Below are 23893 nucleotides of genomic sequence, written 5' to 3'. Positions count from 1 at the left end.
CCATCACCATGTTTTGGCCGCAAAGCCCGCCCATATCCGAATCGAAAGCTAGTAATGCTTTGCGGGGCGAACAGGGGCCGCTGCTCGATTTGTTCGGGCGGCTATAGCTTCCAGGAGTCTGATGGTCATGTTGAAAGTTGCATTTGGGGTTATGACGGCGACGGCGCTTCTGGCGTCCGCACCCGCATATGCCCAAAGGCGGGAGATCGCGAACGACATGGACCGCTGTGCAGCCTCTGCACAGGGGCCTGCCGTGCTGGTCGATGTGAAGGGTTTTGCCAGCGCGACCGGCAATGTCCGCGTCCAGTCCTATCCCGCGACGAAGGCGGCCTGGCTGGCCAAGGGCGAGTGGATCAACCGGATTCAGACAACGGTGAAGCCCGCTGGCGGCGCGATGCGTTTCTGCATGCCGATGCCCGAGCCGGGCCGTTACGGCATCGCCGTGCGCCATGACCGTAACGGCAATGGCAAGACGGATATTAGCGAAGATGGCGGCGGCTTTTCCAACAATCCGTCGATCAGCATCTTCAACCTGGGCAAGCCGGGTGTCGAAAAGGCGGCCTTTCGGGCCGGGCCGGGCGTGACCCGGATCACCATCAACCTTAAATATATGTAAGGTGCCATGATCCGCGTTGCCCTTCTATCCAACCCCAAATCGACGGGCAACCGGCAGACCCTGCCGCGTGTACGCAGCTATTGCGCCAGTCATCCCGACATTTTCCACTATGAGGTGGAGCATGTGGATCAGATCGGTCGCGCGCTTCAGACCATCGCCCGTGTCGAGCCGACCGTCATCGTCATCAATGGCGGCGACGGCACGGTGCAGGCGGCGCTGACGGAGCTGTATCAGGGCGAACATTTCAAGGGGCGGGTGCCGCCGATCGCGGTGCTGCCCAATGGCAAGACCAACCTGATCGCGCTGGATCTGGGCATCCATGGCGACCCGATCAAGGCGCTGGAGCGGATCGTCGAGATCGCCAAGGCGGGTGTCGAGGATCATGTCGTCGCGCGCGAACTGATAGCGCTGACGGATGGACAGGTCGGGTCGCGGCCGGTGCTGGGCATGTTCCTGGGGGGAGCGGGCCTTGCCGATTACATCCTCTATTGCCGCAATCAAATCTATCCGCTGGGCCTGTCCAATGGTTTTAGCCATTTCCTGACCGCTGTGGCGGTGGTCCTGTCGCTGCTGTTCGGGCTGCGTGGCCGCTATATGCCCCCCTCGACCCGCCCGGTGAGCATTTCGTTGATCCGCGATGGGCAGTTGGTGGGGCGCTTTGCGGTATTGATCGTCACTACATTGGAAAAGCTGTTGCTGGGCGCGCGACCGGGCGATGACCGATCGGGCGCCGGCAATATGAAGCTGATGGCGGTGGATCAGAGCGTGCCCGCGCTATTCCGCTTCCTGTTCGCCAGCCTCTTCCGCCGTTTTGGCGGGCGCCGGATACAGGGTATCCATATGGAGCAGGGCGACACGATCCGGATCGAGGGCGACCGCAGCAGCGTCATTCTGGACGGCGAATTGTTCGAGGCGAGCGAGGGCCATCCCATCGTCCTGCGCTCGACCGCGCCAGTGCCGTTTCTGCGGCTGGCAGCCTAAAGCACGACTGGGTGCGGTCTTCCCGCCACCTGATATTTCAGCTTTAGGCCACTGGCAAAATGCTGGCTGGCCTTTCCGTCATCGAAACGCGAGAGAGCGCGTCATGATGGAAGGAACGACAGGCACTATGCCCGGGAACAGACGCTCAATCTTTACCCCGCTGCTGGCAGGGGCGTCCTTTTGGCCGCGATTGGCGGCCTGTGTGGGCGCGGCGATCGGCATCAGCCTGACGATGCTGGTCGGTTCGCAATTCGCGATTCCTATCAGCGATCTTCCGATCATCGTGGCGCCTGTCGGGGCGTCTGCCGTGCTGGCCTTTGCCGTGCCCGCCAGTCCGCTGGCGCAACCCTGGTCGGTGGTGGGCGGCAATGTCATCTCGACATTGGTCGGCGTGGCAGCGGCGCAGTATATTCCAGACCAGATGATCGCGGCGGGGGTTGCCGTGGGCGGCGCGATACTCTTCATGTCGCTCTTGCGCTGCCTGCACCCGCCAGGTGGGGCGGCGGCGCTGACGGCGGTGATCGGCAGCCCGGCGATCCATGCGGCGGGCTATGCCTTTGCCTTCGCGCCGGTGGCGCTCAATTCCATCGCCCTCGTCACGCTGGCGATGGTCTTCCATCGCTATGGCGGCCACAGCTATCCCCACCAGCCAGCCCTGTCGCCTGCCGTTGCAGATAGCGTCCGGCAGGCGGCGGGCTTTCATCTGGAGGATATCGATCTGGCGGTGGAGGACATGGCCGACAGTTTCGACATCAGCCGCGAGGATCTTGACCTGCTGCTGGCCCGCGCCGAAATACATGCGTTGGAAAGGCGTGCTGGCGCCCGGTAAATCCTACTTCTTGGGCTTGAGCGCCTCTGCCAGCGACATGGTGGCGCTGCCCCGGCGGGCAGGTCCGGCCTGACTCGGGTCGGGTTTCCAGCCGCTCAGGTAGACGATTGCCATCTGTTCGGCAATGCGGCCATCGGGGGCGGCGGCTTGCGCGAAATGCATGGCTGCCCCGGCCAGCGCCTCACGACGCAAAGCAGGCGGATGGGAGGCCAGCATATTGGCCGCGCCCATGCCGCGCAGGTCGTGCATCAGCGCCAATATGTCGCCATAGCGGACCGTCAGCGTCTCACCATCTGCGACCGGCATCGTCAAACCCGCGCGGGACAGAAGGTCGCCAGCCGCACGGACATCGACCTGCGGATGGATATGCTGGCCTGGCCGGTCGCCTTCGCCCGCTATCAGCGCGGCGCGCAGGCGGGGGAGGGAACCAGCCCCCACAAAGCCAGCCAGCAGCAGGCCGTCGGGTCGCAGGATGCGCTGCATCAGGATCAACGCGCCGGGCAGGTCGTTGACGCTGTCGAGCGTGCCGACCGCAAGGATCAGGTCGAAACTGTCGTCGGCGAAGGGCAGAGCGTCCTCATCCGCCTGCACGCCGCGCCGACCCTTGCCATGTCCGCGCGCGTTGAGGAAGCCGGGATCGACGCAGGCAACGCGCTTGCCCATCGCCTCCAGCCGCAGCCGGGCGCTGTCGGTGGGGCAGCCGATCACCAGCACCTCGGGCAGGTCGCGCTGCACGTCGGTCAATCGATCGAGCAGTTCGTCCAACATCATCTGATACAGGAAATCATGGGCGGCAAAGGCAGGGGCGGCCCGGTCGCGGCGGCGCGCGCGCAGGGCGCGATCGAAGATGTCGGGGGCATCCATTCGCGGCCTTGTGCATCGCGCGCCGACGAAGGACAAGGGGGTGTGTTGTCCGATGCGCTCCCCCTGCTGAAAGCTGCCCTGCGTGGGCCGATCGACTATGCTTTGCCGCCGCGTTGCCCCGGTTGCGGGACGATGGTGGAGCAGGATCATAGTTTTTGCCTTGGTTGCTGGGGTGGCATGACCTTCCTCACCGATCCCTGTTGCGCGCGTTGTGGCCTGCCCTTCGACCATGATCGGGGACAAGGGGCGGAGTGCGGGGCGTGTCTGGCCGATCCGCCACCCTATGACAGCGCGCGGGCCGTGCTGGCCTATGGCGACGTCGCGCGGATGGTGGCGCTGCGCCTGAAATATGGGCGGCGGATCGGGCTGGCGCGGTTGATCGCGGGACATATGGCGCGGCATGTTCCGGTGACGCAGGGCGCGCTATTGATCGTACCGGTGCCGCTGCATCGCTGGCGGCTATGGGCGCGGGGCTTCAATCAGGCGGCGCTGATCGCTGATGATCTGGGGCGGCGGACGGGCATAGCGGTCGATAAGACTGTGCTGCTGCGTTTGCGTCGCACCCGTCCGCTGCGCGGCATGACCCCACGCGAACGGGAAAAAGCGGTGCGGGGTGCTTTTGCTCTGAAGGACGGACAGGGCGTCAAAGATCGGGCTATCCTCCTGATCGATGATGTCCATACCAGCGGCGCGACGGCGGCGGCCTGCGCCCGGATGCTGCGGCGGGGTGGCGCGGCGTCGGTGCATCTTCTCTGCTGGGCGAGGGTCTTGCCCGACGATCCTGAGCGCGCATGATTGACAAATGGAGGGCGACCGCCAATCTCGGAAGCCAAGGAGCATTTTTGCATGGCGCGTATCGAACTCTATACCAAGGCTTTCTGCGGTTATTGCGCGCGGGCCAAGGCTCTGCTGGCCGACAAGGGCGTCGCGTTCGAGGAATATGACATCACGATGGGCGGCCCGAAACGGCAGGAGATGCTGGAGCGGGCCAATGGCGGCTCCACCGTGCCGCAAATCTTCATCGACGACCAGCATATCGGTGGCAGCGACGATCTGGCCGCGTTGAACCGGCAGGGGAAGCTCGACCCGCTGCTGGGCCTCTGACCACGATGCGCGCGGCCCTTCTCCAGATGACAAGCGGGATCGACCCCGCGGCCAATGCCGCAACGATCGTGGATGCGATGACGCGCGCGAAGGGGGAAGGGGCGAACATGCTCTTCACCCCGGAAATGGCGGGCTATCTGGATCGTAATCGGGCGCGCGCGGCGGAGACATTATGCGCCGAAAGCGACGATCCTGTGCTGGCGGCGGTACGAGAGGCCGCGGCCCGCGAAGGGCTGTGGGTGCATTTGGGATCGCTGCCCTTCAAGGATGAGCGGGCGGACGGGCGCTGGGCCAACCGCAGCCTTATGATCGACGATAGCGGCGCGATCCGCGCGCGCTATGACAAAATCCACCTGTTCGACGTCGATCTTGCGAACGGGGAAAGCTGGCGCGAATCCTCGGTCTATGGTCCCGGTGAACGGGCGGTCGCGGTCGATACGCCATGGGGACGGATGGGCCTGTCGGTCTGTTACGACATGCGCTTCCCCGACCTTTATCGAGCGCTCACCAATGCGGGGGCGACGATGCTGCTGGTGCCCGCCGCCTTCACTGTGCCCACGGGCATGGCGCATTGGCATGTGCTGTTGCGGGCACGGGCGATCGAGGCAGGCGCCTTCGTCATCGCCGTCGCGCAGGTGGGCGCGCATGAGGATGGGCGCACGACCTTTGGCCATAGCCTGATCGTCGATCCCTGGGGCGAGGTGGTGTTGGATATGGCGCGGACGAGTGGCCTCGCGCTTGCCGACATCGACCTTTCGCGCATAGAGGAGGTTCGCGCGCGCGTCCCGGCCATCGCCAATCGCCGCGCTGTGCCCGAGGAAGTAGAGATAGCGTGATCGTTTTCGACCTGAAATGCGGTGCCCACGGCCATGTGTTCGAGGCATGGTTCGGCTCCAGCGGCGATTTTGCCGACCAGACAGAACGTGGCCTGCTGGCCTGCCCGATATGCGGCGACGCCGATGTGACCAAGGCGGTGATGGCGCCCGCCGTCGCGGCCAAGGGGAATAGTCGCCCTGACGCCGCGCTTCCCGTCCCCATCTCCGCTGATCTTGCCGCCTCTGTGCCTGTGGGACATGCCCCGGACCCCGCGAAGATGCAGGCGATGCTACTGGCGCTTTCTAAGGCGCAGGACGAGGTGTTGAAGGATTCGACGTGGGTCGGCCGAGGTTTTGCCGAACAGGCGCGGGCGATGCATTATGGCGAACAGGATCATCGCAGCATCCATGGCGAAGTCGCGCCTGCGGAAGCCCGCGCACTCATTGAGGAGGGGGTCGAGGTCGCGCCTTTGCCCCTGCCAATTGTTCCGCCACAGGCGAAAAACTGACGCGTTGCGCTAGAACGTTACGCCGACCCGTCCGATCAGCGTCGCGCCCGCATGGCCGCTCGCATCTCGGTCGATACTGCTATTGGCATAGCGCAAACCAGCCAGCCATCGGCCCTTGCGATAGTCGATGGATAGCCCATGGTCCCAGTACCGCCCGTCGGGCCGCAGCCGTCCCGCGCGCACCGGATCGCGTACCGCGCCCGATGAACGGCCGACATGGCCAGAAAGGGTGAATGGCGTGCCCGGAAGGCCGACCGCCAGCGCAGTCCCGATATAGAGATTGTCACCGCCGATCGCGCTCTGCCTTGGCGCATAACGCGTGAACAGGTCTATGTTTGCGGGGCCGATCAGAAAGCCCGCCGTGGCGCCGATCTCACCATAGCCCTGATCTGATGCACCGGGAAAAAGCGTATAGCTTGCGTCGGCGGTCAGGCGCCATCCGCCAAAGTGGCGGCTATAGCTGGCCTGAACATCCACCGCGGCATCCGCGCCACCATGACGATGGCTTCCCCACAGCGATATGGCCGTGGCGTCAATGCTGATCTCGCGGTTCACGGGGACAGAAACATTCGCGCGCACGACCGGATCGCCATCGCTCCAGCTCAACCCGCGGCGGCGTTCGTCGCTGGCCAGTTCCAGCGACACTGTTGGCCCGCTGGCAGTCTGGGACATGGCGGGAGCGGCAGCGGCCAGCCATGCCATGCCAGCGGGGATGACCGCCGCCCACACCCGCATCCTAGTTGGAGGCCATGTTATGGACGGCATCCAGTTCGGCAAGCAGCGGTGCCCGATCCCGTTCCGCCACGGCGAGAAGCTGCGCCTGGATGGCATCGTCGCGGTGCGCGATCTCGCGGTCGATCGCACGGGTTCCGGCCGTGCATGGACCTGACTGGCTGCCGGACAGAGGGCGGTCGCCGTGCAGCGTCCGCGCGAGTACGGGCTTGCCCGACAACTGGCGTTCGATGATGACAGTCGCTGTCCATTGGCAGCGGCGGTTGTCCATCCTGTTGGGCGTGTGTGCGCCCACGGTTCGCATCCGGATGTCGGTGCGTGCGCTGTAAATCGCTTCCACTGACGCGCCCCGATGTTCGATATGGGTAGTGTGAGTCGCGGCGGCTGCCGCGATGGCGAGAAGGGTTAGACTCATTTCATACTCCTGCTGATGCCGGATTATCTTGCCCGATCATCAAAGGGGCATTTAAAATACGTCTGTTTCCCATGCGTTGCTGACGGATGACAAAATCTCCGCAATCGGTCACGGGACGCTTCTGAGGAGGCCCAAGAGCTGCGGCGCTTTCGTGTTCGCCTGCATTTTGAGGAATGTTGCCGTTGGCCTCAGCGATTCCGGATAGAGCTTGCCGGGTCTTCCGATGGTTCATTCAATGAACAGGCTGGACGTTGGTTTTCGCAAGCGATAATGACCCGCTTGAGTGGCCCCGTAGCTCAGCCGGATAGAGCATTAGATTCCTAATCTAAGGGCCGTGAGTTCGAATCTCGCCGGGGTCACCACTCTCCCTCAATCGTTGATCAGACGCTGCGCCACAGGCAATAGCTATGCGCTTTCGCTGGCAGGCCCTGCGGGAAGTCCATCCTTCGCTGCGGCCAGTTGCGATCGATTTTTGAGCTTGTCGAAATCCGCCTCGAATTTGGGGCGCATCGTTCCGCACAAGCGGTCCCAAATGGTCGTGTATCCGCCGAAATTACCCGTGAAATACCGATGATGCTGGTCGTGGAAAGTTGCGGAAATGAACCATTTCGTTGCCCAGCTACGGTTCCACCAGCGAGGCAGAAATTCGTAACCGGAATGGACATAGAGGCCCATGACGATGTTGGTTGGCACGATCAGCGCCATGGTCGCATCATGCACGGTGAAGACGGCGAGGAAGAGCGGTACGAAGCCCCCGTTAATCAGCGATTCCAGCGGACTGACCGACAGCGTCGTCAGCAGGTTGGGCGAGGTCGACTTATGATGGAGCTTGTGAACCCAGCTATAGGCCGGTTCCTTGTGCATCCAGCGGTGCAGCCAATAGAAATAGGTATCGAACAGGAAGAAATAGAGCGCATATTCCAGCCCGATTTCCCACCAACTGGGCGGTGTTCTCTGAAAGGTGATAGCGCCCGCCGATACGAGCTGGTTCTTCAATGAACCCAGAAGGAAGCCGGTGATCGCGAGATTGATGACCGCAAAGACAATCTCGTTTCTGAAAATTTTCCACTTGAAGCCGCTGGGCTGGATTTTTCTTGCTTTCAGAAAGCCGGTAACGATGCCCGCTGCTATGCCGCTCGCCACGAACAGGGCGAGCCAAAGCGATAGCAGATGTTCTCCGTTCATCATCGATGCAAGCACGTCAAACCTTCCCAATCCAACAAGGCCATTACAGACAGGAGAGTGACGCATGGCCGGGATGGGGATTAGCACTTCACAGGTCGAGAATTTTGTCGGTCCTGACAAGATTCGCGAAGATGCTTTTCAGCCGCCGCCGGGTGAGTTGTGGCCGCCCGCCGGGACCGGGCCGCCGCTGGGTGCATGGGCATGGTCGGGATTATTGTCCCATTCGATATGATAAAGGTCGAAGCGGCGATCGCGCAGGTTGCGGACTGTCCCTTCTGCGCGCGCCCAACTGAGGTCGGCGAGGTTGACGTCGGCCATTGTGAGCGTCTCGACATTTTCGGTCGATTCCGCCGCGATGCCATCGCGGGCAAAGGGCAGGTCGCAGGGTGTCAGGATGGCGCTTTGCGCGTACTGAATGTCCATATTGTCGACGTTCGGCAGGTTGCCGACATTGCCCGACATCACGACATAGCACTGGTTCTCGATCGCGCGGGCCTGCGCGCAATAGCGTACCCGCATGTAGCCGAGCCGGCTGTCGGTGCAGAAGGGGACGAAGATGATCCGCGCGCCCTGATCGACCAGCCGGCGGGCGAGTTCGGGAAACTCGCTGTCATAACAGATCAGCACGCCGATCGGCCCGCAGTCGGTCTGGATCACGTCCAGCGAATCGCCGCCCTTGATGTTCCACCAAAAGGCTTCGTTGGGGGTGGGATGGATCTTTTCCTGCGTGTGCACGGACCCGTCGCGCAGGGCGACATAGGCGATATTCTGGATGTCGCCATCGTCTGCTCGGGTTGGGTGGGAACCGCCGATGATGTTGATGTTATATTCCAGCGCCATCCGCGTCAGTTCCTTGGTCAGGCGCGGGGTGTAGCTGGTCAGCCTGTCGATCGCCTCGATCGGTGAGAGCTTCTTGGTCTCGAACGAGAGGAGGGGGAGGGTGAACAACTCCGGGAAGACGATGAAGTCAGATCGATAATCCGCCGCCACGTCCACGAAATATTCGATATTGCGGATGAAGGCGTCGAAATCCTCGACCGCGCGGGCCTGCAACTGGCAGGTGGCGAGGCGGACGCTTTCGACGCCGCGCGGCACCCGCATTTCGGGCGCTTCATCGGGATCGACATAGGGGTTGCGCCAGACCAGATGGGCGGCATGGCCATCGGATTGCTTGTCCTCCGGCAGATAATTTTCGAGGACGCCCAGCGGCTCGAACTGGTTTTTGAGCTGGAAGCTGATCACTTGGTCGCGGATCTTGCCGTGGACGACCTTGTCCAGATAATCCTTCGGTCCCTCGACCCGTCGTCTGGCGCGGGCGTAACCTGGCATCCGTCCGGCGATGACGATCCCATGCAGGTCAAGTTGCTCGGCCAGTTCCTTGCGCTCGTCATAGAGCCGCTGGCCGATGCGCAGGCCGCGCAGCTTGGGATCGACCGCCATTTCATAACCATAAAGCCACTCGCCCGCGGCACTGTGGCGGGTGCCAAAGCCGTTGGCAGTAATTTCTTCCCAGTCATGCCAGGCAAAGGCCATGGATTTGCTGACTCGCATGGTCGCGCAATAGCCCACGACCTTGTTGTCGTAGAGAGCGACGAAACAACCATCGGGGAAATTGTTGATCTGGCCGCGGACCGTGGCGGGGGCATAGTTCGGCATGCCGGGATAGGCGCGGGCGATCAGCCGCAGGATCGCGCGGACGTCGGAGGGGACCGCGGCACGGACCTCCAGGCGCTTCTTGGCTGTCGTGGTCATCGCTTTACTCCCATGCGGTCGTGCCCATGGAAAAGGCGGCGCCGGTTGTACGGCGCCGCCTCATTCCGTTTCCGTACTGAAAGCTTTAGGAAGCGATCAGTTCCGAGCCTGTTAGTTCCACTTGGCCATTTCGGCTTCGAGGTTGACGCGGATCTGTTCAAAGAACTGTTCCGTCGTCATCCAGGCCTGATCGGGACCGATCAGCAGCGCCAGATCCTTGGTCATCGCGCCGTCTTCGACGGTCCTGATGCAGACGCGCTCCAGCGTTTCGGCAAACTTGGTGACGTCCGGCGTGCCGTCGAACTTGCCGCGGAATGACAGGCCCTGCGTCCATGCGAAGATCGACGCGATCGGGTTGGTGGAGGTCGCCTTGCCCTGCTGATGCTGGCGATAGTGACGCGTCACGGTGCCGTGGGCGGCTTCCGCTTCGACCGTCTTGCCATCGGGCGACAGAAGAACAGAGGTCATGAGGCCGAGCGAGCCGAAGCCCTGGGCGACGGTGTCGGACTGAACGTCGCCATCATAATTCTTGCAGGCCCAGACAAACTTGCCGCTCCATTTGAGGGCAGAGGCAACCATGTCATCGATCAGGCGATGCTCATAGACGATACCGGCAGCCTTGAACTTGTCGGCAAATTCGGTGTTGAACACTTCCTGGAACAGATCCTTGAAGCGGCCGTCATAGGCCTTCAGGATGGTGTTCTTGGTCGACAGGTACAGCGGCCATCCGCGATCGAGCGCATAGTTCATGCTGGCCTTGGCGAAATCGCGGATCGATTCGTCGAGGTTGTACATGCCCATGGCGACACCGGCACCGGGGAAGTCGAATACTTCCTTCTCGATTTTCTCACCATTCTCGCCGTCCCAGATCATGCGCAGCTTGCCGGGGCCGGGGACGAGGAAATCGGTCGCCTTATACTGGTCGCCGAATGCATGGCGGCCGATGACGATCGGGTCGGTCCAGCCGGGAACCAGTCGGGGTACGTTCTTGATGACGATCGGTTCGCGGAAGACGACGCCGCCCAGAATGTTGCGAATCGTGCCGTTGGGCGACTTCCACATCTGCTTGAGCTTGAATTCCTCGACCCGCTGTTCGTCAGGGGTGATGGTGGCGCACTTCACGCCGACGCCAAATTCCTTGATCGCGTTGGCGCAATCGACGGTGATCTGGTCGTTGGTCTCGTCGCGCTTCTCGACCGAGAGATCATAATATTTCAGGTCGATGTCGAGATAGGGGAGGATCAGGCGCTCACGGATCCATTCCCAGATGATCCGCGTCATCTCATCGCCGTCAATCTCTACGACTGGGTTCTTGACCTTGATCTTTGCCATGCGCCTGGTTCGCCTTCTTTGCTATGCTTGGGATGGAATGGGCTACGCCCTAGGCAAAGCGCCGCCAATGTTCAACCGGATATGGGAGGTTTATGGCCGGTCCGTGCCTTGGTGGAGGCAGGGCAGGGGCCACTCTCTCGATCAGGTGGGCGGTGGATTGAACGCAGTCGCTTGTTCTGTTTTTTGATATTGCATCGCTTTTTACGGAAAACCGGTTCCCACTTTTCCGTGCGATGCTCTAGAGACGGTGCCCATGGAAAATGACGAGATCACGCTTGCCCCCGGTGGCAACATCAAATGGCGGTTCCCAGCGGTTCATCGCGAGGGCATGAAATTCGGTCTGATCGCGGCGGCGATCACCGGTTTATTCTTCATCCTGGGCTGGGAAGTGCTGGGATGGCTGATGCTGATCGTCACCGGCTGGGTGCTGACCTTTTTCCGCGATCCGGTGCGGGCCGTGCCACAGGACGAGAATGCGATCATCGCCCCGGCGGACGGCCTCATCACCCTCATCCAGAAGGTGCCGCCGCCCAAGGAAATGGTCGGTCCGGACGGGCTGGGTGACCAACCTATGATCCGTGTGTCGATCTTCATGAGCGTGTTCGACGTCCACATCAACCGCACGCCGATCGGCGGAACGGTGAAGGCGGTCGTCTATATTTCGGGCAAGTTCCTGAACGCCGACCTCGACAAGGCGAGCGAGGATAATGAGCGTCAGCATATCCTGGTCGAACGCCATGACGGCGTGCGAATCGGCTTTACCCAGATTGCCGGGCTGGTTGCGCGGCGTATCGTGCCGTTCGTAAAGCCGGGCGACATGGTTGCGGCCGGGCAGCGCATCGGCCTTATTCGCTTCGGTAGCCGGGTGGATGTCTACCTGCCTGCCGGGACTGCCCCGCGCGTGGTGCTGGGGCAACGGACGGTCGCGGGTGAGACCGTGCTGGCACAGATTGGCGACCGCCGCGTCATCGCGGGTATTCAACAGTGAGGCAGCGCCGCGCCGTTCCCAGAGGGTTGCGTCGGGGGATCACCCTGCGAATGGTCGCGCCCAATGCGGTGACGGCGATGGCGCTATGTTCGGGCCTGACCGGTATCCGCTATGGCATCAGCGCAATGGCGGGGCGCGAGGATCACTGGCAGTTCGCAGTACTATGCATTCTGATCGCGGGAGTGCTGGATGGACTCGATGGGCGAATCGCCCGGATGCTGCGGGGCGAAAGCCGGTTCGGCGCGGAGCTTGATTCGTTATCCGATTGCATTGCCTTCGGCGTGGCGCCTGCGCTGATCCTGTATCTGTGGTCGCTTCACGCCATGCCGAAGTTCGGCTGGATCTTTGCACTGGCGCATGCGCTGTCCTGCGCGCTGCGTCTGGCGCGCTTCAACGCCAATATTGATGCCGATGAACAGCCGCACAAATCGGCTGGCTTCCTGACCGGGGTGCCTGCGCCTGCGGGGGCGGGGTTGGCTTTCGTGCCGCTTTACCTCTGGCTGGTAACGGGCCTGGAGATATTCCGTGCATGGTATGTGGTGGCGCCCTGGGCGGCGTTCGTCGCCTTCCTGATGATTTCCAACATTGCGACCTATAGCTGGTCGGCATTGCGGCTTCGCAAGCGGATACGGCTGGAGGCGATTGCGCTGGCCGGCCTGCTGGCCGCGCTGCTGATCACCGATCCATGGCTAACGCTGCTGGGTATCTGTCTGTTCTACGTCGCGTTGCTGCCTTTTGGCATCATCAGCTATGCGAAGGTGAAGCGCGCGCAGCAAGCGGACGCGGCCTGAAGGGTCAGGCAGCGACGAATCGGACAGGAGTGGGGGAGGCAGGGGCGGCGCGAACCGTCCGCCGTTCAACCGCATCCATGCGCGGGCGGCGGATGCGAAGCTGATAGATAGGTGCTTCCTTGGGGATCGGTTCGAACAGGAGTGCAGCCACCATTTTGTCATGATAGAGTGCGAACATGGCAAGGATGGTGCCGATCGCCAGCAGGAGGGCGATGGAGAAGACGAGACCGGCGACGAGTGCGAACATGGCCTGAACTTTCTGTCTTGCCGCTTGCACGGCTGATCTGGACTGTGACGGAAGCAATGGACGCAAGCCGTATTCGTTCCGTTTGTTCTCTATATGTTCTATAGGCGGTCCGCGTCAACCCCCTTGCATAATCTTTTATCCGCCAGTAAAGGCGCGTCCATTCCACATGGGAATCGACATATCCGGTGGCGCGGGGGCCTTTGAGGCTTCCTTCGCTTCCTGATTCCCAGAGGTGCAACCGGAAGGAGAAATATCATGGCGGCTCCTGTCGTCTCCATGCAGCAATTGATCGAGGCTGGCGCCCATTTTGGCCACCAGACCCACCGCTGGAACCCGCGGATGAAGCCGTATATCTTCGGCGAGCGGAACGGCATCCACATTCTTGACCTGTCGCAGACCGTGCCCCTGATGGCGCGTGCGCTCGACTTCGTCAGCGGCACGATCGCTGCCGGTGGCAAGGTGCTGTTCGTCGGCACCAAGCGCCAGGCGCAGGATCCCATCGCCGAAGCGGCCCGCAAGTCGGGCCAGCATTTCGTCAACCACCGCTGGCTGGGCGGCATGCTGACCAACTGGAAGACTATTTCCGGTTCGATCAAGCGCCTGAAGACCCTGGAAGAGAAGCTGTCGGGTGACACCCACGGCCTCACCAAGAAGGAAGTCCTTCAGATGACCCGCGAGCGGGACAAGCTGGAACTGTCGCTGGGCGGTATCCGCGACATGGGCGGTATTCCCGATGTCATGTTCGTGATCGACGCGAACAAGGAAGAACTGGCGATCAAGGAAGCCAACACGCTGGGCATCCCGGTCGTTGCGATCCTCGATTCGAACGTCAGCCCCGACGGCATCGCCTTCCCGGTTCCGGCGAACGACGACGCCAGCCGCGCTATCCGCCTGTATTGCGACGCGATCGCCGCTGCCGCGACCAAGGGCAACCGTGGCGCCCAGCAGGCGTCGGGCGTTGACATTGGCGCGCTCGACGAGCCGCTGGCTGAAGAGGTTGTTGCAGCAGAGGCGTAAGTTTCGTCAAACTGCAAAGCTGATCAGGCAGGGCGCTTTTTGGAACCCAAGAGGCGCCCTGCTGCATATTTGAACCTTAAGAAATTTAGGAGCCGAAACATGGCCGAGATTACCGCTGCCGCCGTCAAGGAACTGCGCGACCGTTCGGGCGCCGGCATGATGGATTGCAAGAAGGCGCTTACCGAAGCGGGTGGCGATATCGAAGCGGCAACCGACTGGCTTCGCGCCAAGGGTCTGGCCGCTGCACAGAAGAAGTCGAGCCGCACCGCCGCTGAAGGCCTGGTGGGCGTCGCCGTCGCTGGCACCAAGGGTGTCGCCGTCGAAGTGAACAGCGAAACCGACTTCGTCGCCAAGAACGACCAGTTCCAGGATTTCGTCCGCACCGTGTCCGACATCGCGCTGAAGACTGGCGCTGTTGACGCCGAAGCGCTGTCGAACGAAGCCTATCCCGCGGGCGGCACCGTCGCTGAAAAGCTGGTCGCCAACATCGCGACCATCGGCGAGAACCAGAATGTGCGCCGCGTCGCGCATGTCGAAGTGAGCCAGGGCGTAGTAGTGTCCTATGTCCACAATGCTGCTGCACCCGGTCTGGGCAAGATTGGCGTGCTGGTCGCGCTGGAAGGCGATGCGCCTGCCGACGTGCTGGAGCCGCTGGGCAAGCAGATCGCGATGCACATCGCTGCGGCCTTCCCGCTGGCGCTGTCTGCCGATGATATCGATCCGGCCCTGCTGGAGCGTGAGCGCGCGATCGCAGCAGAAAAGGCCACCGAAGAGGCTGCTCAGAAGGGCAAGGAGATCCCGGCTGATATTCTCGCCAAGCGGTTGGACGGTGCTGTCTCCAAGTTCGCGAAAGAGCAGGCGCTCTTGTCGCAGCTATTCGTGATGGACAACAAGACCCCGGTCGCCGACGTCGTTGCCAAGGCAGCGAAGGACGCCGGCAAGTCGATCACCCTCAAGGGCTATGTCCGCTTCCAGCTGGGCGAAGGCATCGAGAAGGAAGTGAGTGACTTTGCTGCTGAAGTCGCGGCCGCCGCAGGCGTTTAATGAATGCCGTTCCCCTTTCGTCTTCGGGCGGAAGGGAATGGGGCAAAACCCTGCTTCACATCATGGCGCGCACTGCCTAAGGTGCGCGCCATTTCCTTGCCCGTAGAGATGGACACAAACCCCGCATGACCCGGCCCGCCTACAAGCGCATTTTATTGAAACTATCGGGCGAAGTGCTGATGGGCGAGGGCGGATTGGCCATCGATCCCGCAGTCACCGCACGCGTCGCGGGCGAGATCGCCGACGCCAAGGCGCAGGGCTTTGAACTGTGCATCGTCGTGGGCGGCGGCAATATTTTTCGCGGTCTGGCGGCTGCGGCCAAGGGCTTCGAGCGGGCGACCGCCGATTATATGGGCATGTTGGCGACCGTGATGAACGCGCTGGCGGTGCAGAATGCGTTGGAGCAGATCGGCATCGACACACGCGTCCAGTCCGCCATTCCCATGGCATCGGTGTGCGAACCTTTCATCCGTCGCCGGGCCGAACGACATCTGGAAAAGGGTCGTGTGGTCATTTTCGCAGCCGGTGTCGGCAGCCCCTTCTTCACGACGGACAGCGGCGCGGCGCTGCGCGCAGCGGAAATGAAATGCGACGCGCTGTTCAAGGGCACCTCGGTCGATGGCGTGTACAACGCTGATCCCAAGAAGGTTCCCGGTGCCGTCCGTTACGACAGGGTCAGCTACAGCACGGTGCTGGCTGACGATCTGAAGGTCATGGACGCCAGCGCGATCGCGCTGTGTCGTGACAGCAATATTCCCATCGTCGTCTTCAACATCCGCGAGCAGGGCAATCTGGCCAAGGTGCTCGCCGGTGAAGGCGTGGCGACGGTCGTGCATAGTCAGGAGAGCTAAAACATGCCGCAATATAACAAGGCCGATCTGGAGCGCCGCATGGCAGGCGCCGTCGAGTCGCTCAAAGGCGACCTGTCCGGCCTGCGTACTGGCCGTGCCAACACGATGCTGCTCGATCCGGTGACGGTCGAGGTCTATGGCGCGCACATGCCGCTCAACCAGATTGCCACCGTCTCCGCGCCTGAGCCGCGCATGTTGTCGGTGCAGGTCTGGGACAAGAGCAATGTCGGCCCGACCGACAAGGCGATCCGATCTGCGGGTCTGGGCCTCAACCCCATCGTCGATGGGCAGACTCTGCGCCTGCCGATCCCGGACCTGACCGAAGAACGTCGCAAGGAACTGGCCAAGCTTGCCGGTAAATATACCGAAAATGCGCGCATCGCGGTTCGCAATGTCCGTCGCGACGGCATGGATAGTCTGAAGACCGACGAGAAGAAGGGTGAGATCAGCGAGGACGAGCGCAAGCGCTTCGAAACCGAGGTTCAGAAACTGACCGATGCCACCATCGCCGATCTGGATGCGACCGCTGCGGCCAAGGAAAAGGAAATTCTCGGCCAGTAGGGCCGGGAAGCGTTCCCATGACCTGCCCCACGCCCCGCGCGCGCGGAGACTGACATGGCCAGCCAGATCCAGCCAGACCATCTCCAGGTGGCACCGGACCATGGTGCGCGCCATGTCGCCATCATCATGGATGGCAATGGCCGCTGGGCGAAAAAGCGATTTCTGCCGCGCATTGCCGGGCATCGCGCGGGGGTGGAAGCGGTGCGCCGTGTCTCCCGCGCGGCGCGGGAGCTGGGGCTGGAATGCCTGACGCTCTATGCCTTTTCCTCGGAAAACTGGAAGCGCCCGGCGAGCGAGGTCGCCGATCTCATGGGCCTGCTGCGCCATTTCATCCAAGCGGATCTGGACGAGTTTCATGCCAATGGCGTGCGGCTGCGGATCATCGGCAATTACCGCGCGCTAGACGCGTCGCTGGTGCAACTGATCGACGCGGCGGTTGCGCGCACGGCGGGGAATAGCGGGCCGGTGATCGCCATCGCGCTCAACTATGGCGGGCAGGACGAACTGGTACGCGTGGCGCAAACGCTGGCGCAGCGGGCGGTGGCGGGCGACATCGCCGTCGATGACATCGGCATAGAGGCGATTGACGCCTGCCTTGACACCGCCGAGTTGCCGCCCCTCGATTTGCTGATCCGGACATCGGGTGAGCAGCGCCTGAGCAATTTCATGCTGTGGCAGGCCGCTTATGCCGAACTATATTTCACTGATATTTTGTGGCCTGATTTCGATTCGGCCGCGTTGGCCGCAGCACTTGACGCCTTTCGCTTGAGGGACCGCCGTTTCGGCGGTTTGTGACGCCGATGGGCAGTGAACTGCGGACCCGGGCGATTGTTGGCCTTGTCCTGATCCTTGTGGCGGTTGGAGCTTTGCTGGCGGGCGGACTGCTCTTCTGGTTGCTGTTGGTCGTCGCGGGCGTGTTGATGATGGGCGAATGGGCCGATCTGGTCGGTGTGTCCCAGGAACATAAGCGACTTTCCATGTTCGCGGTGTCCGTGCCGCTGGCGATTCTCTGCCCGCTGGCGGCAGGGGTTGCTCCGCCTGCTTTCATTCTCATGGTTGCGGCCTTTGCCTTCCTGTTGATCGTCACGCGGGCGTTGCGACTGGCGCTGGGCGTTCTCTATGTCAGCCTGCCGGTCATGGCGCTGCTGTTCCTGCGTGGGCAGCCGCCGCATCTCTGGGGTCTGCTGCTCGCTTTCTGGGCGCTGGGGCTGGTGTGGGCGACGGACATCGGCGCCTATTTCGCCGGGCGCTCGCTGGGCGGACCAAAGCTGGCGCCGCGTGTCAGCCCTTCCAAGACCTGGTCGGGACTGGGCGGTGGTGTGCTTGCGGCGCTGCTGCTGGGCTATACGCTGCATCTGTTCGCGGGACTTCCCGCACAGCTTGCCGCGTCCAGCGGACTGCTCGCGGTGGCGGCGCAACTGGGCGATCTGCTTGAAAGCTGGATGAAGCGACGGGCCGGGGTGAAGGACAGTGGCACGCTGCTTCCCGGCCATGGCGGCGTGATGGATCGGCTGGACGGCGTTGTCACCGCCGCGCCGATTGCTGCGCTCCTTTATCTGGCCTTGGGAGCGATGGCATGACCCGGCGCATCTCCATCTTTGGTGCGACCGGATCGGTGGGCATGTCGACGCTGGATCTGATCGGTCGCGAGCCTGATGCCTATGAGGTGGTCGCCCTGACCGCCCATCGGGACGTCGATGCGCTGGCGCAAGCGGCCCGCGCCCATCACGCCCGGATCGCCGTGATTGGCGAGGAAACGCGCTACACTGACCTGCGCGATGCACTGGCCGGCAGCGGCATAGAGGCGATGGCAGGTCCACAGGCGCTGATTGACGCCGCATGTGCAGGGGCCGAATGGACCATGGCGGCGATCGTCGGCTGCGCGGGTCTTGCCCCGACCATCGCCGCGCTGCGAACCGGCGGCACGGTGGCGCTGGCCAACAAGGAATCGCTGGTGTCGGCGGGCGCGCTGATGATGGAGGCAGCGCGGGCGTCCGGCGCGACACTGTTGCCCGTCGACAGCGAGCATAATGCGATATTCCAGTGCCTTGCAGGCAGTCGCTTCGAGGATGTGTCGCGCATCATCCTGACGGCGAGCGGCGGCCCATTCCGTACCCGTAGCCGGGCGGAGATGGGCGGCATCACCCCGGCGCAGGCGGTCGCGCATCCCAACTGGTCGATGGGCGCGAAGATCAGCGTCGATAGCGCGACGATGATGAACAAGGGGCTGGAACTGATTGAGGCCGCGCACCTCTTTCCCATCGGTCTCGACCGGATCGAGATACTGGTCCACCCGCAGTCGGTCATTCATTCGATGGTCGAATTTCGGGACCGATCGACGCTCGCGCAGTTGGGGTCGCCCGATATGCGAATTCCTATTGCTCACGCGCTCGGCTGGCCCGCGCGGATCGCCACGCCCTGCCAGCCGCTGGACCTGACCCGGATCGGCCGACTGGATTTCGAGGCGCCCGATCCCGTGCGCTTCCCTGCGTTGCGGCTTGCCCGTGATGCGGGGGCGGCAGGCGGCACGGCGCCAGCGATCCTCAACGCTGCGAACGAGGTGGCGGTCGCGGCGTTCCTGGATGGCATGATCGGCTTCCTTGATATTGCCGCAATTGTGGAAGATGTATTGAGCCGCTATGAAGTTATCATGCCCTCCTCAATGGAGGACGTGCTGGTTGCAGATGCCGGAGCGCGCGACTTGGCCCGGCATGTGATGGAAAGATTGACGGTTTGATCCAAAATCCCGGTTTTCTGTTGACCGTTCTCGCATTCGTCGCGGTCATCGGTCCGCTCGTTTTCGTGCATGAACTCGGCCATTATCTGGTCGGGCGTTGGTGCGGCGTGAAGGCGGAGGCGTTCTCGATCGGCTTCGGGCCGGAAATCGCCGCCTGGGTCGACAAGCGCGGTACGCGCTGGCGGATCGCGGCGCTCCCCCTTGGCGGCTATGTGAAGTTCAAGGGCGACATGAATGCCGCCAGCCAGACCGATCCCCAATGGCTGGAAATGTCCGCGCAGGACCGGGCGGAGAGCTTTCCGGCCAAGCCATTATGGCAGCGTGCGGCGATCGTCGCGGCTGGCCCCGCCATCAATTTCCTGTTCGCCATCCTGATCCTTGGCAGTTTTGCCTTTTTCTACGGCGAAAGCCGCACGCCGCCGGTTGCGGGCATCGTCCAGCCGGGCAGCGCCGCGCAGGTTGCGGGCATTCGCGTGGGCGATCGGATCGTGTCGTTCAACGGGCGGGTGATGGACACCTATAACGACATGGTGATGTATACCCGCATCCGCCCCGGCGAGCCGGTGGATGTGGTGGCCGAGCGCGACGGACGCCGGATCGCCATCACCGCGACCATCGGATCGGTGATGGAGGGCGACGGCTTCGGCAACAGCTTCCGCGTGGGGCGTTTGGGCATCGGCGCAGGTGATCCGGTGGTCGATCCGGTGCCGCTGTGGCGCGCGCCGATCGTGGCGATCGAGCGGACCGGCGACATCGTGCGGACCATGGTCGAGACGCTGGGTCAGATCGTGGGTGGTGGCCGATCGGTCAAGGAACTGGGCGGACCGCTGAAGATAGCGGAGGTTTCGGGGCAGGCCGCGACGATGGGGCCGGAGAGCTTCATCTTCTTCATGGCCCTCATCTCGATTAATTTGGGGTTCATCAATCTCTTGCCAATCCCGATGCTGGATGGTGGCCATCTGCTCTTTTACGGGATCGAAGCGGTGCAGCGTCGGCCGGTCAGTCCGCAGGTGCAGGACTGGGCCTATCGGTCCGGGCTGGCAGTGCTTTTGGCGATGATGATGCTGGTGACATTCAACGATTTGTCGTCTTTCGGACTATGGAAGAGCCTGTCCGGCTTGATCGGTTGAGCGGCATGGGGCAGGGAAGGCGCGATTTGGTGGCGTCTTTGCCCACAGACTATGATTTTTTTTGAGGGTGAGCGGGTGACAGCGATGAAGATCAGCATGCGGCAGCGTCCGGTTGTCGCAGGCCTATTGGCCAGCACGGTTATAGCCGGGCTGGTCTGCGCGCCCGCTCATGCCCAGACCCCTCCGGTCCCGGCGCCCACGCAAGCGGCCCCGGCGACGCCGCCCGCCGCCACGGTCGCCCCGGCCGGTACGATCCGGTCGATCGCCGTGACGGGCCAGCAGCGGCTGGAGCCGGACACGGTGATGTCCTACACCAAATTGCGGATTGGTCAGCCCTTCACGCAGGAATCGCTGGATCAGGCGCTGCGCGACCTGTTCGAGACCGAACTGTTCGCGGACGTGCAAATCCGTAACGATGCGGGCGCACTGACGATTGAGATCAAGGAAAACCCGGTCATCAACCGCATTGTTCTGGAGGGCAACAAGCGCCTGAAGGAAGACAAGATTCGGCCGGAGATCAAGCTGGCTCCGCGGCAGATCTATACACGCTCGAAGGTCCGCGCCGACGTTGCGCGCATCATCGAACTCTATCGCCGTCAGGGCCGTTTCGCCGCCTCGGTCGAACCAAAGATGGTGCAACTGGACCAGAACCGCGTCGATATCGTTTTCGAGATTTCGGAAGGGCCGAAGTCCAAGGTCCGCCAGATCAACATCATCGGCAATGATAAGTTCAGCGACGGCAATCTTCGCAGCCAGATGGTGACGAAGCAGTCGCGCTGGTTTCGCCTCTTCTCCTCGGGCACCAGCTACGACCCCGATCGCCTGGCCTATGATCAGCAGAAGCTGCGGCAATATTATCTGACCGAGGGCTATGCCGATTTCCGCGTAATCTCGGCAGTCGCGGAACTGACCCCTGACAAGCAGGACTTCATCATCACTTATGTGGTGGAGGAAGGCGATCGCTACAAATTCGGCGACGTGAAGGTCGAATCCGACATTCGCGATCTGTCGGGCGATGGCCTGACCAAGATGCTGCCGATGAAGAAGGGTGACTGGTACAACGCCAAGCAGGTCGAGGACACGGTTGATACGCTGAGCGAGACGGCGGGCCTGTTCGGCTATGCCTTTGCCGACGTGTCGCCAGACTTTAACAGGTCGAAAGAAGACCTGACGATGGGGATCAATTTCAAGATCGCCAACGCCCCGCGCGTCTATGTCGAGCGCGTCGATATCAACGGCAACACGCTGACGCAGGATAAGGTTGTTCGCCGCGAATTCCGCCTGAATGAGGGCGATGCGTTCAACAGCTTCCTGGTCAAGCGGTCGAAGGACCGGATCAATTCACTCGGTTTCTTCCAGGAAAAGCTGGATATCGAGCAGAAGCCGGGTTCCGCGCCTGATCGCATCGTGCTGGAAACCAATGTCCAGGAAAAGTCGACCGGCGAATTGTCGCTTTCGGCCGGTTTCTCGTCGCTGGAACGCTTCATCGTCTCGGCCTCGATCACGCAGCGCAACTTCCGCGGCAAGGGCCAGGAACTCCGCACCTCGGTCAACTATTCGGCCTATTCCAAGTCCGTGGAGGTAGGGTTCACCGAGCCTTATTTCATGGACAAGAATATTGCGTTGGGTGGCGATATCTATCGTCGTGACCTGAACAGCTTCCGTTATCTGAACAATAATGATCGCGACACGACCTATGAGCAGACGACCACGGGCGCCCAGCTTCGTGCGGGCGTCCCGATCACGGAATATATGTCGCTGGCGCTGCGCTACACGCTCAACTTTGACGATGTGACGCTGGACGAATCTACCTATTACACCGATGGCGAGTGCGACCCGATCCTTGCTGGTCGTTACCTGTGCGACGCCATCGGCAAGCGCACGACCTCGTCCCTCGGTTACTCGCTGATCTTCGATAACCGCGACAACCGTATCCGGCCGACACGTGGCTACAATCTCGTGCTCAGCCAGGATTTCGCTGGTCTTGGCGGCAGCGTGAAATATATCCGCACGCGCATCAACGGCGGCAAATATTTCGCACTGGGCGGCGGTTTCGTCTTCTCGCTCACCGGCGAGGGCGGTTATATTCATAGTCTGGAGAAGGATCGGTTCGACTCGGCGGGCAATGCGGTTGACACCGTGCGCCTGACCGACCGTTTCTTCCTGGGCGAACCGCAGATGCGCGGCTTCGACATTCGCGGTATTGGTCCGCGTGTGAAGCGCTTCTATCTGACGAAGGATGCGACGACGGGCGAATATGTCCGCGATAGCAATAACAATAACAATATCGCCGACGATGCCTTGGGCGGTAAAATCTATTATATGGCGCGTGCTGAACTGGAGATCCCGTTGGGTTCCGGCGCGCGCGAGATGGGGTTGCGTCCATCCATCTATGTTGATGCAGGGGCGGTCGCAGGGCTGAAGAATCCGGGCCTCGTCAATGGTACTGGCACCTTCGCGGGCTATTGCACCGATGCCGCCGGCACCGGCACCGTGCGCGCGACTGCGCCCGGTGCCTGTCCGACCGGCATCAGCAACGACAATTATCTCGAAGGCACTGGCTTCGAGGAAGTCTATCAGGGTGACACGCTCAAGCCGCGTGTTTCCGTGGGCTTTGGTGTTAACTGGAATTCGCCCTTCGGCCCGTTCCGTATCGACATTGCCAAGGCCCTGCTGAAAGAACCAGGGGACGACGCCAAACTCATCACTTTCAACGTAGGGACTCAATTCTGATGAAAATATATATGAAGGCTCTGGCCCTTGGCCTGGCGCCCATGACCGCTATCGCTCTGACCACCGCGCCCGCCGCCGCCCAGTCGAAGACCGGCATCGCCGTCGCCGACCTGCAACGCGCCGTCGGCACCAGCGCCGCCTATACCGCGGCGCGTACCCAGATGCAGACCACCTACAAGCCGCAGATCGATGCGTTCAATGCGCGCAAGACCGCGATCGACGCTGACCTGAAGAGCAAGGGTGACGCGCTGCAGGCCGCGCTGACGGCCGCTGGCAACAAGCCCACCCCGGCGATTGAAACCCAATATCAGCAGTTCCAGCAGCAGCAGCAGACGGCGCAGGCTGAATTGCAGCGCATGGGGCAGCCCATCGGCCTCGCCAACGCCTATGTCGAAGAGCAGATCACCGCAAAGCTCTCCGACGCGCTCAAGGCCGTGATGACCAAGACCAAGGTCGATCTGGTCCTCTCGCCCGAGGCCACCGTTTCCTATCAGCCGACCGTCGACATTACTCAGGCGGTTGTCACTGAACTGAACACGCTGGTGCCCAGCGTTGGCATCACCCCGCCCGCTGGCTGGCAGCCGGGTCGTCAGGGTCAGGCTGCGGCCGGTGCCGCGCCTGCAGCGCCTCGGTCAGCGCAGCAGCCGCAGTCGCGCTGAT

The 23893-nt window shown here is 62.2% G+C and carries 26 protein-coding genes and 1 tRNA gene; 20 read left to right on the top strand and 7 right to left on the bottom strand.

What is annotated here, in order from left to right:
* Window positions 1-121 precede the first annotated feature (121 nt).
* From WFR25_RS21595 to WFR25_RS21585, 3 genes are all read left to right on the top strand, one after another.
* A complete protein-coding gene (locus WFR25_RS21595; protein WP_336973585.1) occupies window positions 122-616 on the top strand; it encodes a DUF2141 domain-containing protein in 495 nt (164 codons plus the stop codon).
* Between the two features lie 6 nt (window positions 617-622).
* Window positions 623-1597, top strand: a complete 975-nt coding sequence (locus WFR25_RS21590) for a diacylglycerol/lipid kinase family protein (RefSeq protein ID WP_336973584.1) — start codon at window positions 623-625, stop codon at window positions 1595-1597.
* Between the two features lie 127 nt (window positions 1598-1724).
* A complete protein-coding gene (locus tag WFR25_RS21585) occupies window positions 1725-2426 on the top strand; it encodes an HPP family protein (protein WP_336973582.1) in 702 nt (233 codons plus the stop codon).
* A 3-nt stretch (window positions 2427-2429) separates the two neighbouring features.
* Here WFR25_RS21585 and WFR25_RS21580 read toward each other — a convergent pair whose 3' ends face one another.
* Window positions 2430-3290, bottom strand: coding sequence for a methyltransferase domain-containing protein (locus tag WFR25_RS21580; protein WP_336973580.1), 861 nt, complete (start codon window positions 3288-3290; stop codon window positions 2430-2432).
* Window positions 3291-3335: 45 nt separating this feature from the next.
* On the opposite strand from WFR25_RS21580, the gene WFR25_RS21575 reads away from it, so the two are divergent.
* The 4 genes from WFR25_RS21575 to WFR25_RS21560 are packed head-to-tail and all read left to right on the top strand — an operon-like array spanning window position 3336 to window position 5718.
* Entirely contained in the window at window positions 3336-4085 is a 750-nt protein-coding gene (locus tag WFR25_RS21575) for a ComF family protein (protein ID WP_336973578.1), read from the top strand.
* 51 nt (window positions 4086-4136) lie between these two features.
* On the top strand, window positions 4137-4394 hold the full coding sequence (gene grxC / locus WFR25_RS21570) for a glutaredoxin 3 (protein ID WP_336973577.1): 258 nt from the start codon (window positions 4137-4139) through the stop codon (window positions 4392-4394).
* Window positions 4395-4399: 5 nt separating this feature from the next.
* Window positions 4400-5230, top strand: coding sequence for a carbon-nitrogen hydrolase family protein (locus WFR25_RS21565; RefSeq protein WP_336973576.1), 831 nt, complete (start codon window positions 4400-4402; stop codon window positions 5228-5230).
* Window positions 5227-5718: a DUF1178 family protein gene (locus tag WFR25_RS21560; protein ID WP_336973574.1), complete on the top strand. Its 492-nt coding sequence runs from the start codon at window positions 5227-5229 to the stop codon at window positions 5716-5718. Before WFR25_RS21565 ends, WFR25_RS21560 begins: the two co-directional genes overlap by 4 nt.
* Before the next feature lie 9 nt (window positions 5719-5727).
* Here WFR25_RS21560 and WFR25_RS21555 read toward each other — a convergent pair whose 3' ends face one another.
* Together WFR25_RS21555 and WFR25_RS21550 are read right to left on the bottom strand one after the other, a co-directional pair.
* Window positions 5728-6453: a TorF family putative porin gene (locus WFR25_RS21555; protein WP_336973572.1), complete on the bottom strand. Its 726-nt coding sequence runs from the start codon at window positions 6451-6453 to the stop codon at window positions 5728-5730.
* Window position 6454: 1 nt separating this feature from the next.
* A complete protein-coding gene (locus WFR25_RS21550; RefSeq protein ID WP_336973569.1) occupies window positions 6455-6865 on the bottom strand; it encodes a hypothetical protein in 411 nt (136 codons plus the stop codon).
* Window positions 6866-7150: 285 nt separating this feature from the next.
* Between WFR25_RS21550 and WFR25_RS21545 the strand changes: the two genes are divergently transcribed.
* Window positions 7151-7227, top strand: a tRNA-Arg gene (locus tag WFR25_RS21545).
* A gap of 43 nt (window positions 7228-7270) precedes the next feature.
* Here the strand turns inward: WFR25_RS21545 and WFR25_RS21540 are convergent.
* The 3 genes from WFR25_RS21540 to WFR25_RS21530 all read right to left on the bottom strand — a co-directional run bounded on the left by WFR25_RS21540 (window position 7271) and on the right by WFR25_RS21530 (window position 11134).
* A complete protein-coding gene (locus WFR25_RS21540; protein WP_336973567.1) occupies window positions 7271-8065 on the bottom strand; it encodes a sterol desaturase family protein in 795 nt (264 codons plus the stop codon).
* 123 nt (window positions 8066-8188) lie between these two features.
* On the bottom strand, window positions 8189-9802 hold the full coding sequence (locus WFR25_RS21535; RefSeq protein WP_336973565.1) for a bifunctional GNAT family N-acetyltransferase/carbon-nitrogen hydrolase family protein: 1614 nt from the start codon (window positions 9800-9802) through the stop codon (window positions 8189-8191).
* Window positions 9803-9913: 111 nt separating this feature from the next.
* On the bottom strand, window positions 9914-11134 hold the full coding sequence (locus WFR25_RS21530) for an NADP-dependent isocitrate dehydrogenase (RefSeq protein WP_336973563.1): 1221 nt from the start codon (window positions 11132-11134) through the stop codon (window positions 9914-9916).
* 253 nt (window positions 11135-11387) lie between these two features.
* Between WFR25_RS21530 and WFR25_RS21525 the strand changes: the two genes are divergently transcribed.
* Window positions 11388-12122, top strand: a complete 735-nt coding sequence (locus WFR25_RS21525; protein WP_336973562.1) for a phosphatidylserine decarboxylase — start codon at window positions 11388-11390, stop codon at window positions 12120-12122.
* 50 nt (window positions 12123-12172) lie between these two features.
* A complete protein-coding gene (locus WFR25_RS21520; RefSeq protein WP_336973561.1) occupies window positions 12173-12913 on the top strand; it encodes a CDP-alcohol phosphatidyltransferase family protein in 741 nt (246 codons plus the stop codon).
* A 4-nt stretch (window positions 12914-12917) separates the two neighbouring features.
* Here the strand turns inward: WFR25_RS21520 and WFR25_RS21515 are convergent, their stop codons facing one another.
* Window positions 12918-13160, bottom strand: a complete 243-nt coding sequence (locus WFR25_RS21515) for a hypothetical protein (RefSeq protein ID WP_336973560.1) — start codon at window positions 13158-13160, stop codon at window positions 12918-12920.
* A 255-nt stretch (window positions 13161-13415) separates the two neighbouring features.
* Here WFR25_RS21515 and rpsB point away from each other — a divergent pair, with 255 nt between their 5' ends.
* From rpsB to WFR25_RS21465, 10 genes are all read left to right on the top strand, one after another.
* A complete protein-coding gene (gene rpsB, locus WFR25_RS21510; protein WP_336973559.1) occupies window positions 13416-14177 on the top strand; it encodes a 30S ribosomal protein S2 in 762 nt (253 codons plus the stop codon).
* Between the two features lie 99 nt (window positions 14178-14276).
* Complete coding sequence (gene tsf / locus WFR25_RS21505) at window positions 14277-15221, top strand: translation elongation factor Ts (protein WP_336973558.1); 945 nt, start codon at window positions 14277-14279, stop codon at window positions 15219-15221.
* Window positions 15222-15346: 125 nt separating this feature from the next.
* Window positions 15347-16072: a UMP kinase gene (pyrH, locus tag WFR25_RS21500; RefSeq protein WP_336973556.1), complete on the top strand. Its 726-nt coding sequence runs from the start codon at window positions 15347-15349 to the stop codon at window positions 16070-16072.
* A 3-nt stretch (window positions 16073-16075) separates the two neighbouring features.
* Window positions 16076-16633 (top strand): ribosome recycling factor, encoded by a 558-nt coding sequence (frr, locus tag WFR25_RS21495; RefSeq protein WP_336973555.1) that lies wholly within the window; start codon window positions 16076-16078, stop codon window positions 16631-16633.
* Window positions 16634-16687: 54 nt separating this feature from the next.
* On the top strand, window positions 16688-17428 hold the full coding sequence (uppS, locus tag WFR25_RS21490) for a polyprenyl diphosphate synthase (RefSeq protein ID WP_336973552.1): 741 nt from the start codon (window positions 16688-16690) through the stop codon (window positions 17426-17428).
* A gap of 5 nt (window positions 17429-17433) precedes the next feature.
* On the top strand, window positions 17434-18213 hold the full coding sequence (locus tag WFR25_RS21485; RefSeq protein ID WP_336973550.1) for a phosphatidate cytidylyltransferase: 780 nt from the start codon (window positions 17434-17436) through the stop codon (window positions 18211-18213).
* Complete coding sequence (locus WFR25_RS21480; RefSeq protein WP_336973549.1) at window positions 18210-19370, top strand: 1-deoxy-D-xylulose-5-phosphate reductoisomerase; 1161 nt, start codon at window positions 18210-18212, stop codon at window positions 19368-19370. Before WFR25_RS21485 ends, WFR25_RS21480 begins: the two co-directional genes overlap by 4 nt.
* A complete protein-coding gene (gene rseP / locus WFR25_RS21475; protein WP_336973548.1) occupies window positions 19367-20500 on the top strand; it encodes an RIP metalloprotease RseP in 1134 nt (377 codons plus the stop codon). The genes WFR25_RS21480 and rseP overlap by 4 nt, the downstream gene beginning before the upstream one ends.
* Window positions 20501-20584: 84 nt before the next feature.
* Complete coding sequence (gene bamA, locus WFR25_RS21470; RefSeq protein ID WP_336973546.1) at window positions 20585-23233, top strand: outer membrane protein assembly factor BamA; 2649 nt, start codon at window positions 20585-20587, stop codon at window positions 23231-23233.
* Window positions 23233-23892 carry an OmpH family outer membrane protein gene (locus WFR25_RS21465; protein WP_336973545.1) on the top strand — a complete coding sequence of 220 codons (660 nt, stop codon included), beginning with the start codon at window positions 23233-23235 and terminating at the stop codon, window positions 23890-23892. The genes bamA and WFR25_RS21465 overlap by 1 nt, the downstream gene beginning before the upstream one ends.
* The last annotated feature ends 1 nt before the right edge of the window (window position 23893 follow it).

Source organism: Sphingobium aromaticiconvertens, from assembly GCF_037154075.1.
GTDB lineage: Bacteria > Pseudomonadota > Alphaproteobacteria > Sphingomonadales > Sphingomonadaceae > Sphingobium > Sphingobium aromaticiconvertens.
This window is presented reverse-complemented; position numbering and strand designations above follow the sequence as displayed.